General features: G+C 57.5%; 17 protein-coding genes. 7 read left to right on the forward strand and 10 right to left on the reverse strand.

Annotated features, from left to right (window positions below; translation table 11 throughout):
• Positions 1-3 precede the first annotated feature (3 nt).
• Positions 4-1056 (reverse strand): DNA cytosine methyltransferase, encoded by a 1053-nt coding sequence (locus ACYZTW_RS23245; RefSeq protein WP_462001979.1) that lies wholly within the window; start codon positions 1054-1056, stop codon positions 4-6.
• Positions 1057-1142: 86 nt separating this feature from the next.
• Entirely contained in the window at positions 1143-2237 is a 1095-nt protein-coding gene (locus tag ACYZTW_RS23250) for a site-specific integrase (protein ID WP_462001980.1), read from the reverse strand.
• Positions 2238-2339: 102 nt separating this feature from the next.
• Here ACYZTW_RS23250 and dusA point away from each other — a divergent pair, with 102 nt between their 5' ends.
• Together dusA and tal are read left to right on the forward strand one after the other, a co-directional pair.
• A complete protein-coding gene (gene dusA / locus ACYZTW_RS23255; RefSeq protein ID WP_462001981.1) occupies positions 2340-3359 on the forward strand; it encodes a tRNA dihydrouridine(20/20a) synthase DusA in 1020 nt (339 codons plus the stop codon).
• Positions 3360-3537: 178 nt separating this feature from the next.
• On the forward strand, positions 3538-4464 hold the full coding sequence (tal, locus tag ACYZTW_RS23260; protein ID WP_348125981.1) for a transaldolase: 927 nt from the start codon (positions 3538-3540) through the stop codon (positions 4462-4464).
• A gap of 217 nt (positions 4465-4681) precedes the next feature.
• Here the strand turns inward: tal and rssC are convergent, their stop codons facing one another.
• From rssC to ACYZTW_RS23275, 3 genes are all read right to left on the reverse strand, one after another.
• The gene (rssC, locus tag ACYZTW_RS23265; protein WP_007935262.1) at positions 4682-5164 is read right to left on the reverse strand and encodes an anti-sigma factor antagonist RssC; all 483 of its coding nucleotides are present in this window, start codon (positions 5162-5164) and stop codon (positions 4682-4684) included.
• Positions 5164-6345 (reverse strand): two-component system response regulator RssB, encoded by a 1182-nt coding sequence (rssB, locus tag ACYZTW_RS23270; RefSeq protein WP_010456296.1) that lies wholly within the window; start codon positions 6343-6345, stop codon positions 5164-5166. The genes rssC and rssB overlap by 1 nt, the downstream gene beginning before the upstream one ends.
• A gap of 352 nt (positions 6346-6697) precedes the next feature.
• On the reverse strand, positions 6698-7387 hold the full coding sequence (locus tag ACYZTW_RS23275) for an MlaA family lipoprotein (RefSeq protein ID WP_462001982.1): 690 nt from the start codon (positions 7385-7387) through the stop codon (positions 6698-6700).
• A 191-nt stretch (positions 7388-7578) separates the two neighbouring features.
• Between ACYZTW_RS23275 and ACYZTW_RS23280 the strand changes: the two genes are divergently transcribed.
• The gene (locus ACYZTW_RS23280; protein WP_462001983.1) at positions 7579-8199 is read left to right on the forward strand and encodes an HAD family phosphatase; all 621 of its coding nucleotides are present in this window, start codon (positions 7579-7581) and stop codon (positions 8197-8199) included.
• A 110-nt stretch (positions 8200-8309) separates the two neighbouring features.
• Entirely contained in the window at positions 8310-8573 is a 264-nt protein-coding gene (locus tag ACYZTW_RS23285; RefSeq protein ID WP_462001984.1) for a DUF4404 family protein, read from the forward strand.
• 171 nt (positions 8574-8744) lie between these two features.
• Here the strand turns inward: ACYZTW_RS23285 and queF are convergent, their stop codons facing one another.
• Together queF and copI are read right to left on the reverse strand one after the other, a co-directional pair.
• Positions 8745-9575 carry an NADPH-dependent 7-cyano-7-deazaguanine reductase QueF gene (gene queF, locus ACYZTW_RS23290; protein ID WP_462001985.1) on the reverse strand — a complete coding sequence of 277 codons (831 nt, stop codon included), beginning with the start codon at positions 9573-9575 and terminating at the stop codon, positions 8745-8747.
• Between the two features lie 61 nt (positions 9576-9636).
• A complete protein-coding gene (copI, locus tag ACYZTW_RS23295) occupies positions 9637-10158 on the reverse strand; it encodes a copper-resistant cuproprotein CopI (protein WP_462001986.1) in 522 nt (173 codons plus the stop codon).
• A 155-nt stretch (positions 10159-10313) separates the two neighbouring features.
• On the opposite strand from copI, the gene ACYZTW_RS23300 reads away from it, so the two are divergent.
• Positions 10314-10994, forward strand: coding sequence for a heavy metal response regulator transcription factor (locus tag ACYZTW_RS23300; RefSeq protein ID WP_008151374.1), 681 nt, complete (start codon positions 10314-10316; stop codon positions 10992-10994).
• On the forward strand, positions 10994-12343 hold the full coding sequence (locus tag ACYZTW_RS23305; protein WP_462001987.1) for a heavy metal sensor histidine kinase: 1350 nt from the start codon (positions 10994-10996) through the stop codon (positions 12341-12343). Before ACYZTW_RS23300 ends, ACYZTW_RS23305 begins: the two co-directional genes overlap by 1 nt.
• 125 nt (positions 12344-12468) lie before the next feature.
• On the opposite strand, the gene ACYZTW_RS23310 is transcribed toward ACYZTW_RS23305, so the two are convergent.
• The 3 genes from ACYZTW_RS23310 to ACYZTW_RS23320 all read right to left on the reverse strand — a co-directional run bounded on the left by ACYZTW_RS23310 (position 12469) and on the right by ACYZTW_RS23320 (position 15721).
• Positions 12469-13713: a lipoprotein-releasing ABC transporter permease subunit gene (locus tag ACYZTW_RS23310; protein ID WP_462001988.1), complete on the reverse strand. Its 1245-nt coding sequence runs from the start codon at positions 13711-13713 to the stop codon at positions 12469-12471.
• Positions 13714-13779: 66 nt separating this feature from the next.
• A complete protein-coding gene (gene lolD / locus ACYZTW_RS23315) occupies positions 13780-14463 on the reverse strand; it encodes a lipoprotein-releasing ABC transporter ATP-binding protein LolD (RefSeq protein WP_462001989.1) in 684 nt (227 codons plus the stop codon).
• A gap of 7 nt (positions 14464-14470) precedes the next feature.
• Complete coding sequence (locus ACYZTW_RS23320; protein WP_008151382.1) at positions 14471-15721, reverse strand: lipoprotein-releasing ABC transporter permease subunit; 1251 nt, start codon at positions 15719-15721, stop codon at positions 14471-14473.
• Between the two features lie 94 nt (positions 15722-15815).
• Here ACYZTW_RS23320 and ACYZTW_RS23325 point away from each other — a divergent pair, with 94 nt between their 5' ends.
• On the forward strand, positions 15816-16397 hold the full coding sequence (locus tag ACYZTW_RS23325; RefSeq protein WP_462001990.1) for a PilZ domain-containing protein: 582 nt from the start codon (positions 15816-15818) through the stop codon (positions 16395-16397).
• The last annotated feature ends 6 nt before the right edge of the window (positions 16398-16403 follow it).

Here is a 16403-nt window from a genome sequence, read left to right on the forward strand (position 1 = left end):
ACCTTATATAACTTGTGCCATTATCGATTCTGCTATCCTCTCCGCGACCGGAGGCGGCACAGCATTCGAAACTTGCTTGACCTGCTGACTCATATTCCCTTCAAGTACATATTTAAAAGGAAATCCTTGTAACTGCAAAGCTTCGTAGATACTCAAACGTCGCTTACCATTCGGATGAACATGTATTTCACGATTTCCATATGCTACCGTCCTACTCGGCTTCATCCAATCCAATTGAATAAATGAACGGCCACCGACAGGCATCACTCCCGTTTCAAAGCGCTTTGATTTTGGTCGGGAGGTCCAATGATTTTGATGAAATGGAATCGATTCTGCGACTAAATTGCTCGATAGATAAACGGGATCGGGCAAATCGCTAATGACATCACCGACGACCTTCTCTTTCAAAGGCGACGGCGCTGGAAATACAAACTCACCGACACCAGAGCTCTTACACACACCAACTATAAACAAACGTCGACGGGCTTGGGCAACCTGATAATTGCTGGCGTTCAGCTCTCGCTCATAAATATTAAAGTTTTGCGAAAGTTCTTTTCGCAACCCTTCTAGGAAACTTTTATTCTTCTGAGCCCGGATTTCTGGTACGTTCTCAAACACGAAAAACTTCAAACCAAATTTATGATAAAAAGAATTCACGATAGCTGCATACTTGAGCGCTAATTGATTTCGTGGATCTTCTGCGTGACGCCCTGTGTTGCCGCGAGAAAACCCCTGGCAAGGAGGTCCGCCAATGATTCCAGCAATTTCTGGATTTTCACCACACGTCTCAACGATAGAATCACACAACTGCTCTACAGTTGTGTCCAAGAGATCAACAACGCGCCCTAAATCCCCTGGATGATTTCTGTTGTATGTTTTTATTGCCGCGGCGTCATAATCTGCGGCGTAGCAAACTTCAAAACCAGCATTGGTAAACCCGAGATCAAGCCCACCCGCACCGCAAAATAAACTAACAACTTTATGTGAATCAGATGAGAGGCCGTTGCCTTCAGTCTTATTTTTTACTATAGCCATATTAGCGACTGAAGCTTCCATTAAAAAAACCTGCTCAAAAATTACAGCCTTATACCACATTCAACAGAGGCGCTCAATCCACTATATTGAGACCCATGCACCTAAAATCATGATTGAATTGTTGCTTTAAGCCACACCCAACCTTTGTAAATATCTCCCCGGCCGCGCAAATGCGTGTACCTCCGGAGCGAGTTCCAATCTCTGTGCCCCGACACGCTCGACACCCTCGGAATATCCCAATCCATCTCGAACAGCCGACTCACCCCTTCATGCCGCAGGTCATGAAAATGCAGGTCTTCAATCCCCAGCATCGGGCAGGCACGCGTAAAGGACGCCGACACCGACCTGGCGTTGTAGGGAAAGATTTCCTTCTCCGTTTTGGGCATGGACTGCAGAATTGCCCAGGCCTCATCCGGCAGATGGCACCACACGTTGTTGCCGATCTTCTGCCCGGGGTTTTTCATGTCCCGCACCAGGACGGCCTGCCGTGCGCAATCAAGATCATCCCAGCGAATCCGCGTGATCTCCTCCTGCCGACGCGTCGAGAAGACCGCGAAGGCGATCATCTTTGGCATGTTGATCTGGCTCTTTCGACGCGCCTGCATCTCGAAAAAGTGCTTCATCAGCTTGTCCAACTCATCCAGCGTTGGCCGACGGTTGCGCTCTTTGCTCTTACTGACCATGCCCAGTTTGCGCAACACCCTGCGTGCGTCGGACATGGCCAGCGGGTCGACTTCATAACCCCAGGCCGGCCGCGCCACGGACAGCACCGCGCCCAGGTGCGAAAGATCGTTGCCCACCGTCTGCGCCTGGACGCCACCGCCCTCCTTGCTCATCCGCCATTGCGCGAACTCCACCAGCTTCTGACTACTCAGTGCCGCGTCATCGAGCTCACCCAACCAGGTCTCCTTGATCGCATTCAGCGTGGCGCTCTTGGTCTTACCCAGCGGCCGGATCTTCTCGTACTCCTCCAGGTACTGCTCGATCATCTTCTTGATCGTCACCCCTTTGCGGTTTGCGCGCTCGATGGCACCCGGTTCGGCCAGCTCCGTCTCGCGACGCTTGATCCAGGCTTGGGCGACCTGCTTGCGGTCGAAGGTTTGGCTTTCCTGATAAACTGTCTTCCCGTCCCGATTGATCCGTATCTGAGCCGTGTAGGCCGTCGAGTTGTCCTTGCGCTTACGTGATGTGATCGTGCCCATTTCCAGTTGCTACATTGCCGAGTCAGCTTGCTACATTGTAGCAACCGACTTCGAAAAACAAGGAAAAATGGGTAAAAACCGCTGTATAAAAGACCAGTACCAATGAATTTCGAAAAACCTGAATCGCCCGTAATCACTAGCCCTACCCGTACTGAGCCCTCCCGCCGCTTCAGCGTGGCCCCGATGATGGATTGGACAGATCGCCACTGCCGTTTTTTCCTGCGCCTACTCTCCAAGCACGCGCTCCTCTACACAGAAATGGTCACCACCGGCGCGCTGCTCAACGGCGATCACGACCGCTTCCTGCGTCACAACGAGGCCGAACACCCACTCGCCCTGCAACTCGGCGGCAGTGTCCCGCTGGACCTGGCGATGTGCGCGCGCATGGCGCAGGAGCACGGTTACGACGAGGTGAATCTGAATGTCGGCTGCCCGAGTGATCGGGTGCAGAACAATATGATCGGTGCGTGCCTGATGGGGCATCCGCAGTTGGTGGCTGATTGTGTGAAGGCGATGCGTGATGCGGTGTCGATTCCGGTGACGGTGAAGCATCGGATCGGGATTAATGGGCGGGACAGTTACGAGGAGTTGTGTGATTTCGTCGGCACGGTTCGGGATGCCGGGTGCACGAGTTTTACGGTGCATGCGCGGATTGCGATTCTGGAGGGGTTGTCGCCGAAGGAGAACCGCGACATTCCGCCCCTGCGCTATGACGTGGCGGCGCAGTTGAAGACGGATTTTCCGGAGCTGGAGATTATTCTCAACGGCGGGATCAAGACGCTTGAAGCCTGTCATGAGCATTTGCAGACGTTCGACGGCGTGATGTTGGGTCGTGAGGCCTATCACAACCCTTATGTGATGGCTGAGGTGGATCAGCAACTGTTCGGCAGCACGGCGCCGGTGATCAGCCGCGCGGAGGCGCTGGCGCAGTTGCGGCCTTATATAGCGGCGCATATTGATGCGGGCGGCTCGATGCACCACATCACTCGGCATGTGCTGGGGCTGGGTACCGGGTTTCCGGGGGCGCGGAAGTTTCGGCAGTTGTTGTCGGTGGATATTCACAAGGCTAAAGAGCCTTTGGTGTTGCTGGATCAGGCGGCGGAGTTGCTTGAGGGGCGTTAACGGTCGCTTGGGTTGAACCTGTGGTCTGATTTGGCATCGTATTTATCGATACCGCGCCCCGCCTTTCAAACAGCTGTTTTCCGGTTGTTGCCGCTGAGGCCCTCGATACGTACACACACCCTTGAGTGGCTGACAGCGCTCGGGTAATGTCATTAGACCCATAGGACAGAGCACGCCCATGACTTCCAAGCTGGAACAACTCAAACAAATGACCACCGTGGTTGCCGACACCGGCGACTTCGAAGCTATCGCTCGCGTTAAACCCGTGGACGCTACCACCAACCCTTCCCTGCTGCTCAAAGCGGCGGCCATTCCCGGTTATGCCGAGTTGCTGAACGCATGCGTCAGCGACTGCAAAGGCGATGTGGGCCTGGCCAGTGACCGTTTTGGCGTTGCGGTAGGGCAAGAAATTCTGAAAGTGATCCCTGGCCGTATTTCCACCGAAGTGGATGCGCGCCTGTCGTTCGACACTGACGCCGTATTGAAGCGTGCGCACCGTCTGATCGAGCTGTACGACAAGGCCGGCATTGGCCGCGACCGCGTGCTGATCAAGATCGCTTCCACCTGGGAAGGCATCCGCGCTGCCGAAATTCTGGAAAAAGAAGGCATTCAGTGCAACCTGACACTGCTGTTCTCCTTCGCTCAAGCTGCGGCTTGTGCTGACGCAGGCGTATTCCTGATTTCGCCGTTCGTGGGCCGCATCTACGACTGGTACAAGAAAGCCAACGGCAACGACTACACCGGCGCGGATGATCCGGGCGTGCAGTCGGTGACGCGCATCTACAACTACTACAAAGCCAATGACTACAAGACTGTGGTCATGGGCGCGAGCTTCCGCAATCTGAATCAGATCGAGCAACTGGCGGGTTGTGACCGCCTGACCATCAGCCCGGATCTGATCGATAAGCTGGCGGCGGATACTGGAAAGCTGGAGCGAAAATTGGCGCCGGGTCATGCCGGTGAAGCTCGTTTGAGCCTGAATGAAGCGCAGTTCCGTTGGTTGTCCAACGAGGACGCGATGGCGACCGAGAAACTGGCTGAAGGTATTCGTCAGTTCGCTCGCGACCAGGAAAAGCTTGAGGCGTTGCTGCAAGCCAAGCTCTGATCTAGTTCAAGGCAATGCAAAAAGGGCGAACCTTAATGGGTTCGCCCTTTTTTATGCGTGGGTGGCGGGGACTGAGTTGGCTTCGCACTGGGTGATTTGGCGGCCGTTAGGACGCCATCGCGAGCAAGCTCAGCTCCTACGAGGGATTTGTGTTGAATCAGTGTGGGAGCCGGGCTTGCCCGCGATGGGGCCAGACCGATCCACACTCATTAGAAGATCAATGACGCTCGAGGGCGTTCACCAGATCATGAAACGCTTCACGATTGGAATCGTTGAGGCCCATGAGGATCTTGTGCGCTTCGAGCACTTTGATCCGCACCACTTCTTCGGACTGATCCTGGTCTGGCAGGTCGGTCAGGCACTCAGGGCACGGGATCGGGCGGTCAACGATGTTGAACACTTGCTCGAAGCCCATGGACTGCAGCAAACGGGTGATGTCTTCGTGGGTGGTGACGACGGTCGGCAGCAAGCCGACCTTTTGCCGCGACAGTATTGACAGCTTGGCCAAAAGGCCAAGGGTGGTGCTGTCGATGCTGCGGGTTTCGGTCAGGTCGATCACGATCGCATTGAAGTTCAACGCCGTGAAGATCCGCTCAATAGTCGCATCCAACGCCGAACACAGGGTCAGGCGAACTTCACCGACGAACTTCAGGACGAAGGTGCCATCCTGCTCGGCGAACTGGATTCTACCGGTACTCATTAAAGATTCCTGCTCAACACCAACAAGGCGATATCATCCGGCATCTCCCCTAGCGTGGCCAATCCAAAAACCTGCCGCAGACCATCCAGGCTGCCGCCCGCTGCCTTGACCCGTTGGGGCAAAGCCGCTTCTTTCTCTTTGAGTGTAGGTTCTGGCAAAAGGTCCAGAATGCCATCGGACATCAGCGTCAGGCTGAACGTCGGCGGCAGCTCCAGTACGTGATCTTCGTAGGTGGCTTCATTGAAGAGGCCCACCGGCAGACCACGCCCTTCCAGATAACGAACACTGTCTGGCGTGTACAACACAGGCAACGGCAAATGACCACCGATGCTATAGGTCAACAAACCTGTCTCCTCGTCGATGACTCCACCGACCATTGTGACGTGTTTACCCAGCTTACAACTGATCAGGCCTCGGTTGATATGACCAAGGACCTCTGAAGGCTTGAATTCCGGCAATGTACCGCTGCGCTTGGATTCGAACAGCAAGCGCGTGGTCATGAACTTCAGCAACACGGTAACGAAGGCTGAAGAGGCGCCATGACCGGAAACGTCCGCCAGGTAGAAGGCTACCCGACGCTCATCGACCCGAAAGTAGTCAACGAAATCACCCGACAGGTACAGCGACGGGATGATCTGGTGAGCAAACTGGAACTCGTCGATGGTCCAGGGGCTGACCGGCAGCATGTTCATCTGCACCTGGCGACCGGCGTTCTGGTCTTCCTGGAGCAGGTTCAGGCTGGCGGCGAGCTCGCGGTTGGCCTTTTCCAGCTTCTCGCGGTAGCGCTGGTTTTCCAGCAGCAGGCGCGCACGATCCAGGGCCCGGCGCACAGAGTGCTCGAGCACAGCCAGATCTTCGAGAGGCTTGATCAGGTAGTCCGCCGCGCCCAGGCGCAGGGCCTCGACCGCGTCGTTCATCACGCCGGCGCCCGAAACCACAATCACCGGGGTTTGTGGCGACAGCTCGGTGACCTGGCGAATGAGTTCGAGTCCGCCCATCTGCGGCATGCGCAGATCGCAGATGACCAAGTCGGGCTTGTCTTGCTCGAATACCTGAAGACCTTGCTGGCCATTGCTGGCCTGCAAGACGCTGAAACCACTGTCTTCCAAATAGGCGGCGAGGCTCGCGCGCACTACTTCGTCATCATCGATTATCAGCAGCGTGGCACTGGTTTTTGGCATGTGGGCAAACGGCGCCAGAATTAGGTTGGCGTAGCAGGCAGGGGCTTTGTCCCGGCTCTCACTACTGGATTCGCTTTCTAGCCTCTCTACTGCACTGTTTTCGAGCGTTTGCCCTACACACAGGTACACCAGAGGTGCCCTTCTAAGGCGCAGACGGTACTCCCATCCGCGGGGCGTTTCAAGCTCACGCCGATGGTCGCTTGACGTCTTTCCATTTCAAATCACCGGGAGTTATAAGAACAGGCAAAACCGTAACGTAATGGAAGGTTAAAACCCATGAGTCAAACCGGCCCCGGAAGCCAAACGAAAGAAGGCGGCCAACCGGCCGCCTTCATCGTTTTACTGGTCGAGATCAAAAATCATCTTCGACCTGGCCGTCTTTGACTTTGAATTCGCGGTTCTGCAAGTACGCATTGCGGATGAAGATGTACTTGTCGCCGGTGATCAGCTTCTCGCTCGACAGCAGATTGGCGCGGGTGTCGATGATGTTCAGGCCGAAGATCGAGTTACGCACGGGCACGTCGTTGATGTACGGGTACGGGCCGGTGTAGCCGTCGACATACTTGGAAGGCGCGTCACGCAGCGTGCTTGGCCCCAACAACGGCAACATCACGTAAGGACCGCTGCCTACACCCCAGTAGCCGAGGGTCTGACCGAAGTCTTCGTCATTGCGTTGCAGGCCCATCTTGGTGCCCACATCGAAGAAGCCCAGCAGGCCGAAAGTGGTGTTGAAGATCAAACGTGCGGTGTCGACGCCAGCAGCGGCCGGTTTGGCCTGCAAGATATCGTTGGCAAGGTTGGTGACATCGCCGACGTTGCGGAACATGTTGTGGATGCCGTCTTCAAGGAACTGCGGCGTCACGAACTGATAGCCCTGGGCCAAAGGCTTCAGCGCATAGGTGTCGAGCACATCGTTGAACTTGTAGATCGGGCGGTTGATGCTTTCCCAAGGGTCGTCTTCCGAGGCTGCCTGGGCAACGAACGGAACCAGCAATACGCTGGTAAACACACAAAACTGAGCTAGATGATTGCTCCAGCGCATAGAAAAACTCCTTGGATTGTACTGGCGCGGGCGCTTGGCCCAAGCGTTAAGCGGGCTAGTATAAGACGGAAAAGCCGCTTTAGGCAGCACCGTGCAAGGCAGCCTGCGGATCATTCGTGATCGATTCACATCAGTGTCACTCAACTGTCACCGTTGCACCCTAGCCTCGAGGCTATTTCAGGGACGTTGATATGCCGCACGCCGAAACCTTGCCCCACATTGCGCCCAGTCTGACCGCAGTACTGTTCGGCCTCAGTGGTTGCCTGGTGGATTTCGGTGCCCGCACCCGCACGCAGGACAGCCACTCTGCCGTGCATACCGAGGCCACGCCCGGTGCATTGGATAGCTTGCGCAGCTTGCAACATCAGCAGATTCCCTGCGCCTGGCTCGATGAACTCCCCCCTGCCCTCAGCCATTCCCTGGCCGCTGCATTGCCTTCATGGATCAAACCCTCGCAACACCTCGAAACAAACAATCCATGGCCGGCACCGCACGCCTGCTGGCAAGCCTTGATGACGTTGAATGTTCAACGACTGGAGGGTTGCGTGCTGGTCAGCGGCGAACCGCGATTGCTGCAAGCGGGGCTCAATGCCGGATTGTGGACAATCGGGCTGGCGTCCTGCGGCTCACTCTGCGGCCTGGCGCCCAACGAATGGCAGGCGCTGACTCAGCAGGAGCGGGAATTCAAACGCGGCAAGGCAACGGTGCAACTGTTCGGTCTGGGTGTGCATTCGGTGATCGATCACCTCGGTGAACTCGACACCTGCCTGGCCGACATCAGCCTGCGCCGGCTCAAGGGCGAAAAGCCCTGATCGAGATCATGCAGGTTGCCCGCGAGTGGATTAATCTAAAGGTCAAGCCATAGACCTTTGGCGTGCTGCTGCGGTCTATGCCAGTGCCTATCGATAAAAGGAAGAACGCCATGCCTGCCCGCGAACTGCAACAACAACTCAATACTCTGCGCGAGCAATTGGAACAGAATCCACCGCTGACCGAAACCGAGCGCGAAGACCTGCACGCGCTGATGCAACAGATCGAACTGGAACTTGAGCTTGAAACCAAAACCCAGGACTCCAGCCTCTCCGACAATGTGAACCTGGCCGTCGAGCGCTTCGAAATCGAACACCCAACCCTGGCCGGCACCTTGCGCAACATCGTGCAAGCGCTGGCCAATATGGGGATCTGAACCCGCCGAATACCAAAAAGCCCCGCTAGTGATAGCGGGGCTTTTTCATATCCGGGATTTGCAATGCAATCCCTTGTGGGAGCGAGCCTGCTCGCGAATGCGGGGTGTCAGTCACCATTGATGTGAATGTGCTGACCTCTTCGCGAGCAGGCTCGCTCCCACAGTGGTTCTTTATTGGCGGACCAGCCGGTGGTTCGGTAGCTGCACCTCTTCGGTACTGCGATACGGGTTGATGTCCAACCCACCGCGCCGCACATACCGCGCATACACCGTCAATTTCTCCGGTTTCAACAACCGTTGCAGGTCGAGGAAGATCCGCTCCACGCACTGTTCGTGGAAGTCGGAGTGCTGACGGAAGCTCACGATGTATTCCAGCAAACTCGCGTGATCCAGCGCCGCGCCACGGTATTCCACCGCCACGCTACCCCAGTCCGGCTGACTGGTGACCGGGCAGTTGGATTTGAGCAAATGACTGTGCACGCTCTCCTCCACGATGCGCGATTCATCACAACGCAGCAGTTCCGGACGCGGATGCTCATAATTGCTGACGCTGATGTCCAGATCATCAATGCACACGCCCGGCAACGCCACGACGCCTTCGGCCTCGACGTCCTTCAGGCTGCGAATCCGCACGCCAACCGATTTACCGGCAGCGGCCGACAGGTCTTTCGCCAACGTCGCTTCGAGGCTCGCGGTGTCGGCAAACGGTGTCTGGTTCAGGGAGTTCAAGTACAGCTTGAACGACTTCGATTCGATGATATTCGGCGAATCCGCCGGGATAGTGAACTCGCCAATCGCCACCACTGGCTTGCCGGACGGCAACAGCCACGACAGCTCGAAGCAATTCCAGAAATCCACGCCCTTGTATGGCAGGGTTTCAGCCGTCAGGCCCAGCTCGGCCCATTTCGCGGTGCGCGGGATCGGGAACAGCAACGACGGCGTGTAGGTGGCGATGTATTCGCTGGATTTGCCCAGCGGCGAGTGTTCGGCTGCGGGATGCATGGCGGAAACCTGACTGAATAATCAGCGGATTCTACCAGCCTTTGCTCCCGCCTTTGAGTGCTTACTGACTGACAGTCAACTTGCCGACCATGCCGGCCTGGTAATGACCGGGGATATTGCAGGCAAATTCCAGGTTGGTGGCCTTGGTGAAGGTCCAGGTCAGCTCGGCGGTTTTGCCCGGCTCGACGAGCACGCTATTGGGGTCGTCGTGTTTCATTGCATGCTCCATACCGGCCATGGCGCCGTGGTCCATATCCTTCATGCCTGTAGGCGTGAGCATGCCGCTCTGCTGCATCTTCATCATTTCCTGCTGATGCTTGGCATGCATTGCCGCGTCACCGAGGTTGAATTCGTGCAACAACTGCCCTTTATTCACCAACACAAAACGAACCGTCTCACCGGCCTTGATATCAATCGCTTTCGGTGTGAACGACATGTCGCCCATGACGACTTCAACGCTGCGAGTCGCCTTTGCCGCCGGGGCAGGCTGTCCGAAGTCGTAGGTATGCGCCGGGGCAGCCCAGGCCGGCGAGCTCAGCGCCAGCAAACACGCGACGCGCACCAGTGATTTGCGCAAAAACATAGTCGTACTCCAACAAGATAAGGTTCAGCCTGTGGAAAACTCTAAACTGCTGCGACTGCCCGCAACCTGACAGCCAGATTACAACTTTGTCAGGTTGACCTGTATTAACGCTGCCCACGGTATAAAGCGTTCGTTCCATTTGCCCCGAGTCGCCCATGAAACTGCTGATCGTCGAAGACCAACCGAAAACTGGCCATTACTTGCGCCAGGGCCTGACCGAGGCCGGCTTCAATACTGAACTGGTGGCGGACGGCAGCACCGGCCAGCAACTGGCACTGACCGGCGATTACGCCCTGTTGATTCTCGATGTGATGCTGCCCGGTCGCGATGGCTGGCAGATTTTGCAAGCGGTGCGCGGTGCCGGCCTCGACACGCCGGTACTGTTTCTGACAGCGCGAGACGCAGTGGAGGACAGGGTCCACGGCCTCGAACTGGGCGCCGACGACTACCTGGTAAAGCCTTTCGCCTTCTCCGAACTGTTGGCCCGGGTCCGCAGCCTGTTGCGCCGTGGTAACGCCACACCTCAGGAAACCAGCCTGCAACTGGCGGACTTGCGTCTGGACCTGATCCGCCGCCGGGTCGAACGCAGCGGTCAGCGCATCGACCTGACAGCCAAGGAATTCGCCCTGCTGGAAATGCTCCTGCGCAGGCAAGGCGAAGTCCTACCCAAGTCGTTGATCGCTTCCCAGGTCTGGGACATGAACTTCGACAGCGACACCAACGTCATCGAAGTGGCGATCCGTCGTTTGCGCCTGAAGATCGACGATGAATTCCCGAACAAGTTGATTCACACCGTGCGTGGCATGGGTTACGTCCTTGAAGAGCGCCCCGCCTGATGCGTCGACTTTCGTTAAGCAGCCGCCTGGCGCTGCTGTTTGCGGCGTGCACCGCCGTGGTGTCGCTGTTTGCCGGGGTGTTGTTCAGCCGGGCCAGTGAAGCGCATTTCATTGAACTCGATCAGCAGTTGCTGGACGGCAAGTTGATTGGTTTGCGTCGGGCACTTCATGACATTCAGTCGAGTGAAAGCGAAATCAAACTGGCCGATGAATTGAGCCGACAGGCTGATCTGTCGCTGCGGATCACCGGCAGCGATGGCAAGCGCTGGTATGACAGTTCAACGCGCCTGCCCCAGGAGCTGCCTACCCAGGCGGGTTTGTCCACGGTGAGCGACGACGGCGCCGACTACCGCGTCCTCAACGCTCCGTTGTACCTCGACAAACCCGACTCGCCGCAGTTGACCTTGCTGCTGGACATCACCCATCACCAGCACTTTCTGCAACGCATGCAGCACCTGATCTGGCTGACAGTCGGTTTATCAGCACTGGCTACTGCCCTGCTCGGTGCCTGGGTCGCGCGCAGTGGGTTGCGTCCGTTGCGGCGCATGAGTGCGGTTGCCAGCGGCGTTTCAGCGCAATCGCTCAATGCACGCCTGCCCGAAGAAAACATGCCGCCAGAACTCGCGGAAATGGCCCACAACTTCAACGCCATGCTCGGACGCCTCGACGACTCTTTTCAGCGGCTCTCGGCCTTCTCCGCCGACATCGCCCATGAATTGCGCACACCGTTGTCGAACTTGCTGACCCACACCCAGGTCACCCTCACCCGCCCACGCCCCATCGAGGATTACCGCGAAGCACTGCACAGCAATCTCGAAGAACTGCAATGGATGGCGCAACTGGTCAACGACATGTTGTACCTGGCCAAGGCTGACCACGGGTTGTTGATGCCCAAGCGCGAACCGCTGGAGCTGGCGGAAGAAGCAGATCTGCTGCTGGAGTTTTTTGCACCGTTGGCGGAGGACGCTCAGGTCAGGTTGAGTCGTGAAGGCAGTGCGCACATGGAGGGCGATCGCAGCATGTTGCGACGGGCGCTTTCCAATTTGCTGGACAATGCGTTGCGGTTTACGCCGGTCGAAGGCGAAGTTCGGGTGCGGATTGTTGATCAGCCCAAGGGGTTGAGCCTGACGGTCGAGAACAGCGGCGACGGAATTGACGGGGCGTTGCTGCCACGTTTATTTGATCGCTTCTACCGGGCTGACCCGGCACGCCAGGAAGGCAGTAGTGAACATGCGGGGCTGGGAATGGCGATCACTCAATCGATCATCCGCGCCCATGGCGGGCAGATTCGTTGCGAATCGGATAACGGGTGGACGCGGTTTGTGATTGAGTTGCCGAAGGGAGATTGAGGCCAGCAGGTCTGGCCCCTTCGCGAGCAGGCTCGCTCCCACATCAGATCTGAGTCGTTCACAAATGTGTGATTCAACTCGGTCACTTGTGGGAGCGAGCCTGCTCGCGAAGGCGGTGTAACGGCTTACGAATACCTCAACGCAGTAGCCGGCTCGATCTTCGCCGCACGCCATGCCGGGTAAACGGTGGCGAGGAAGCTCAGAATGAACCCGGCGGAGCAGATCAACAGCACATCCGCCCCCTGCAGTTCGGACGGCAAGTTACTGACGAAGTACACGTCTGAACTGAAGATGTGCTGCCCACTGACCCGCTCCATCCAGCCCACCAGCTCACTGACGTTCAGCGCCGCAATGACGCCGAGCACACCACCAATCAACGTACCGACAACCCCGATCACGGTGCCCTGCACCATGAAGATCGCCATGATCTGCCGCGGCGTGGCGCCGATGGTGCGCAGGATCGCGATGTCGGCGCCCTTGTCGTTCACCACCATGATCAGGGTTGCGATGATGTTGAACGCCGCCACGGCGACGATCATCAACAACAGCAGACCGATCATGGTTTTTTCCATCTTCATCGCACTGAACAGACTGCCCTGTGTGTGAGTCCAGTCATCAGCCTTGTAAGCGGTGCCCAGCCCGCCAGCAATATCGCTGGAAACCTTCGGCGCAGCGTACAAATCCTTCACCGCCAAGCGCACGCTCTGTACCTGATTCGGCGCCCAGTGCTGCATCTGCGCAGCATCGGCTACGTGGATCAGCGCCATGGAGCCATCCAGTTCGGCGCCGACCTTGAACACGCCGACCACGTTCAACCGCTGCATACGCGGGGTGATGCCGCCCGGTGCAGTGCTGACTTCCGGTACGATCAGGGTGATCTTGTCGCCGACGTTCAAGCGGAAGCGACGTGCCGTGATCTCGCCGATCACCACACCAAACTCACCCGGCTTCAAGGCATCGAGACGCCCCTGAACGATGTGCTGGGCAACGATCGACACCTTGCCTTCCAGCGCCGGATCGACGCCGCTGACCTGGATCGGTTGCATCGTCCCCTTGTAGGACAGCATGCCTTCCATCTCGGTGAACGGCACGGCGGCTGTCACTTCAGGATTCTTCATGGCCGCAGCGGCGACGGGCTGCCAATCGTCGATCGGATTGACGCCGACGATAGTCGCGTGAGGCACCATGCCGAGGATGCGCGAGCTCATTTCACGCTGGAAGCCGTTCATGACCGATAGCACCACAATCATCGCCAGCACGCCCAGGGCGAGGCCGATCATCGAGGTCATCGAGATGAAGGAAACAAAGCGATTGCGGCGCTTGGCGCGGGTATAGCGCGTGCCGATAAAGATCGATAACGGTCTGAACATTCGCTGGGGCACCGTATAAAAATAAAAGACCCGACGTACTTTTCAGTCACGCCGGGTTTCGGCCAATCAGATGGGTGTCAGGTAACCTTCCTGCAAATGCAGGACGCGATCCATCTGGCGAGCCAGGTTCATGTCGTGAGTCACCACCAGGAACGCCGTACGCATCGAGGTGCTGAGTTCCAGCATCAAATCCTGAATACCCTGGGCGGTGTGGGAATCGAGGTTGCCGGTCGGCTCGTCGAGCATCACCAGGCCTGGCGTGTTCACCAGGGCGCGGGCAATGGCGACACGCTGACGTTCACCACCGGACAATTCCGCCGGTTTGTGTTCCAAACGATGGCCCAGTCCTACCCGCTCCAGCAACGCCGTCGCACGCTGACGTGCTTCCGGAATCGCAGTTTTACCGATCAGCAACGGCATGCAGACGTTTTCCAGCGCGGTGAACTCAGGCAGCAAGTGGTGGAACTGGTAAACGAAACCCAGCGACCGATTGCGCAGCAAACCGCGAGCCTTTTCGTTCAGCGCCGACAGCTCTTCACCGGCCAGCCAGACGCTGCCCTTGGTCGGTGTATCGAGGCCGCCCAGCAGGTTGAGCAAGGTACTTTTGCCCGAACCCGAGGTGCCGACAATCGCCACGCGCTCACCCGGATGCAGTTCCAGTTGCAGACCGGCCAGAACTTCTACCGATTCCGGGCCTTCCTCGTAGGACTTGCCCAGGTTGCGGCAGCTCAAGATTGCTTTATCACTCATGCCCAACTCACTCATAACGTAGCGCCTCCGCAGGCTGGGTGCGCGCGGCACGCCAGGCTGGATACAGGGTGGCGAGGAAACTCAGGACCAACGCGGCGGCGCAGACCATCAACACATCCTGGCTCTGCACTTGCGACGGCAGGTAATCGATGAAGTACACGTCGGCGTTCAGGAACTTGTGCCCGATCAAGCCTTCGAGAGCCGAGATCGCGGCGCTGACGTTCAACGCGGCGAAGATCCCGACCACGGCGCCGATCAGCGTACCGACCACACCAATGACGGTGCCCTGCACCATGAAGATCGCCATGATCGAACCCGGCGTGGCGCCAAGGGTGCGCAGAATCGCGATGTCGCCCTTCTTGTCGTTCACCACCATCACCAGCGTGGAAATAATGTTGAACGCAGCCACGGCGACGATCAGCAGCAACAGCAAACCGATCATGGCTTTTTCCATGCGGATCGCTTGATACAGATTGCCGTGGGTGCGCGTCCAGTCGCGGGCATAGAAATGGTCTTCGCCGAGCTGCTGGGCGATGGTCCACGCGACGCGTGGCGCCTGGAACAGGTCATCGAACTTCAGGCGAATGCCCTGGACCTGATCCGGTTTCCAGCGATGCAGCTTGGCCAGATCCTGAAGATTGGTGATGCCCAAATAGCCATCCAGCTCGCCGGCGCCGACATGGAAGATGCCGACCACCGTGAAGCGTTTCATGCGCGGGAACATCCCGGCCGGGGTCACGGTGACTTCCGGCGCCACAAAGGTCAGCTTGTCACCGATCGCCGCGCCAAGCTTGGCCGCCGCCTTGTCACCGATGACGATGCCGAAACTGCCAGGCGCCAGGTCGTCGAGTTTGCCCTGCTGCATGAAGTTATCAATGATCGAGACCTGCCGTTCCAGCGCAGGGTCGATGGCATTGAGCAGCACTTTGGAGACCTTGCCGTTGTTGGTCAGCAAACCCTGCATCTGGGTAAACGGCGCCACGGCCGTCACCTGCGGGTTCTGCTTGACCTTGGCGGCCAGGCTTTGCCAGTCGCTGATCGGTTCACCGGACTCGATGGTCGCGTGGGGCACCATGCCCAGAACGCGGGTGCGCATCTCATGATCGAAGCCGTTCATGACCGACAGCACCACGATCATCACGACCACGCCAAGGGCGAGTCCGATCATCGAGGTCAGGGAAATGAATGACACAAAATGATTGCGACGCTTTGCACGGGTATAACGCGTGCCAATAAATACGAAGAGAGGTCTGAACATGTCGGGGCTTGTTCGGAGGGAAAAGGAACGTCCTTGTGGCGGGGGTCGATAACCAGCTTTACACTCAGACCACCGCCGCTACCATGGGTTCGCCATGTCGACATTAGATGAAGAAGATCGCCGCGAATACTACCGTATCGAGGACACGATCGCACTGGAAATTCGGCCCCTGTCCGCTCTCGAAGCCGCAGGCCAGGAAGTGTTGCAGGATGCTTCCCCTCTGTTCAACTTGCTCAGCGAACTGCACCTGAGCGAATTCGAGTCCCAGCACCTGTTGCGCCAGATCAGTGAGCGCGACCGCAACCTCGCCGCGTTCCTGAAATCCCAGAATAAACGCATCGATTTGCTCAGCCAGGTGATCGCAATCACCGTACTCGGGCAGATCGGCGAGCCGCAGCCGGTGATCATTTCCGAAGGCGGGATCGAATTTCAGCATCCGACGCCCATTGCCGAGGGCACACACCTGTCGGTCAAACTGGTGTTGATGCCGCAAGCCCTCGGACTCTTGTTGCGGGCTCGCGTCACGCATTGCGATCGCAAAGGCGACGGCTACGACGTCGGCACCGAGTTCGAATACCCGACCGATGCCCAACGCCAATTGCTGGCCCGCTACATTTTGCAGAAGCAGGCCCAGGAACGACGCCTGGCCCGCGAACAAAACGAATCAGGCATTTAATTTAAG

It is taken from the genome of Pseudomonas sp. LB3P25 (genome assembly GCF_054897985.1).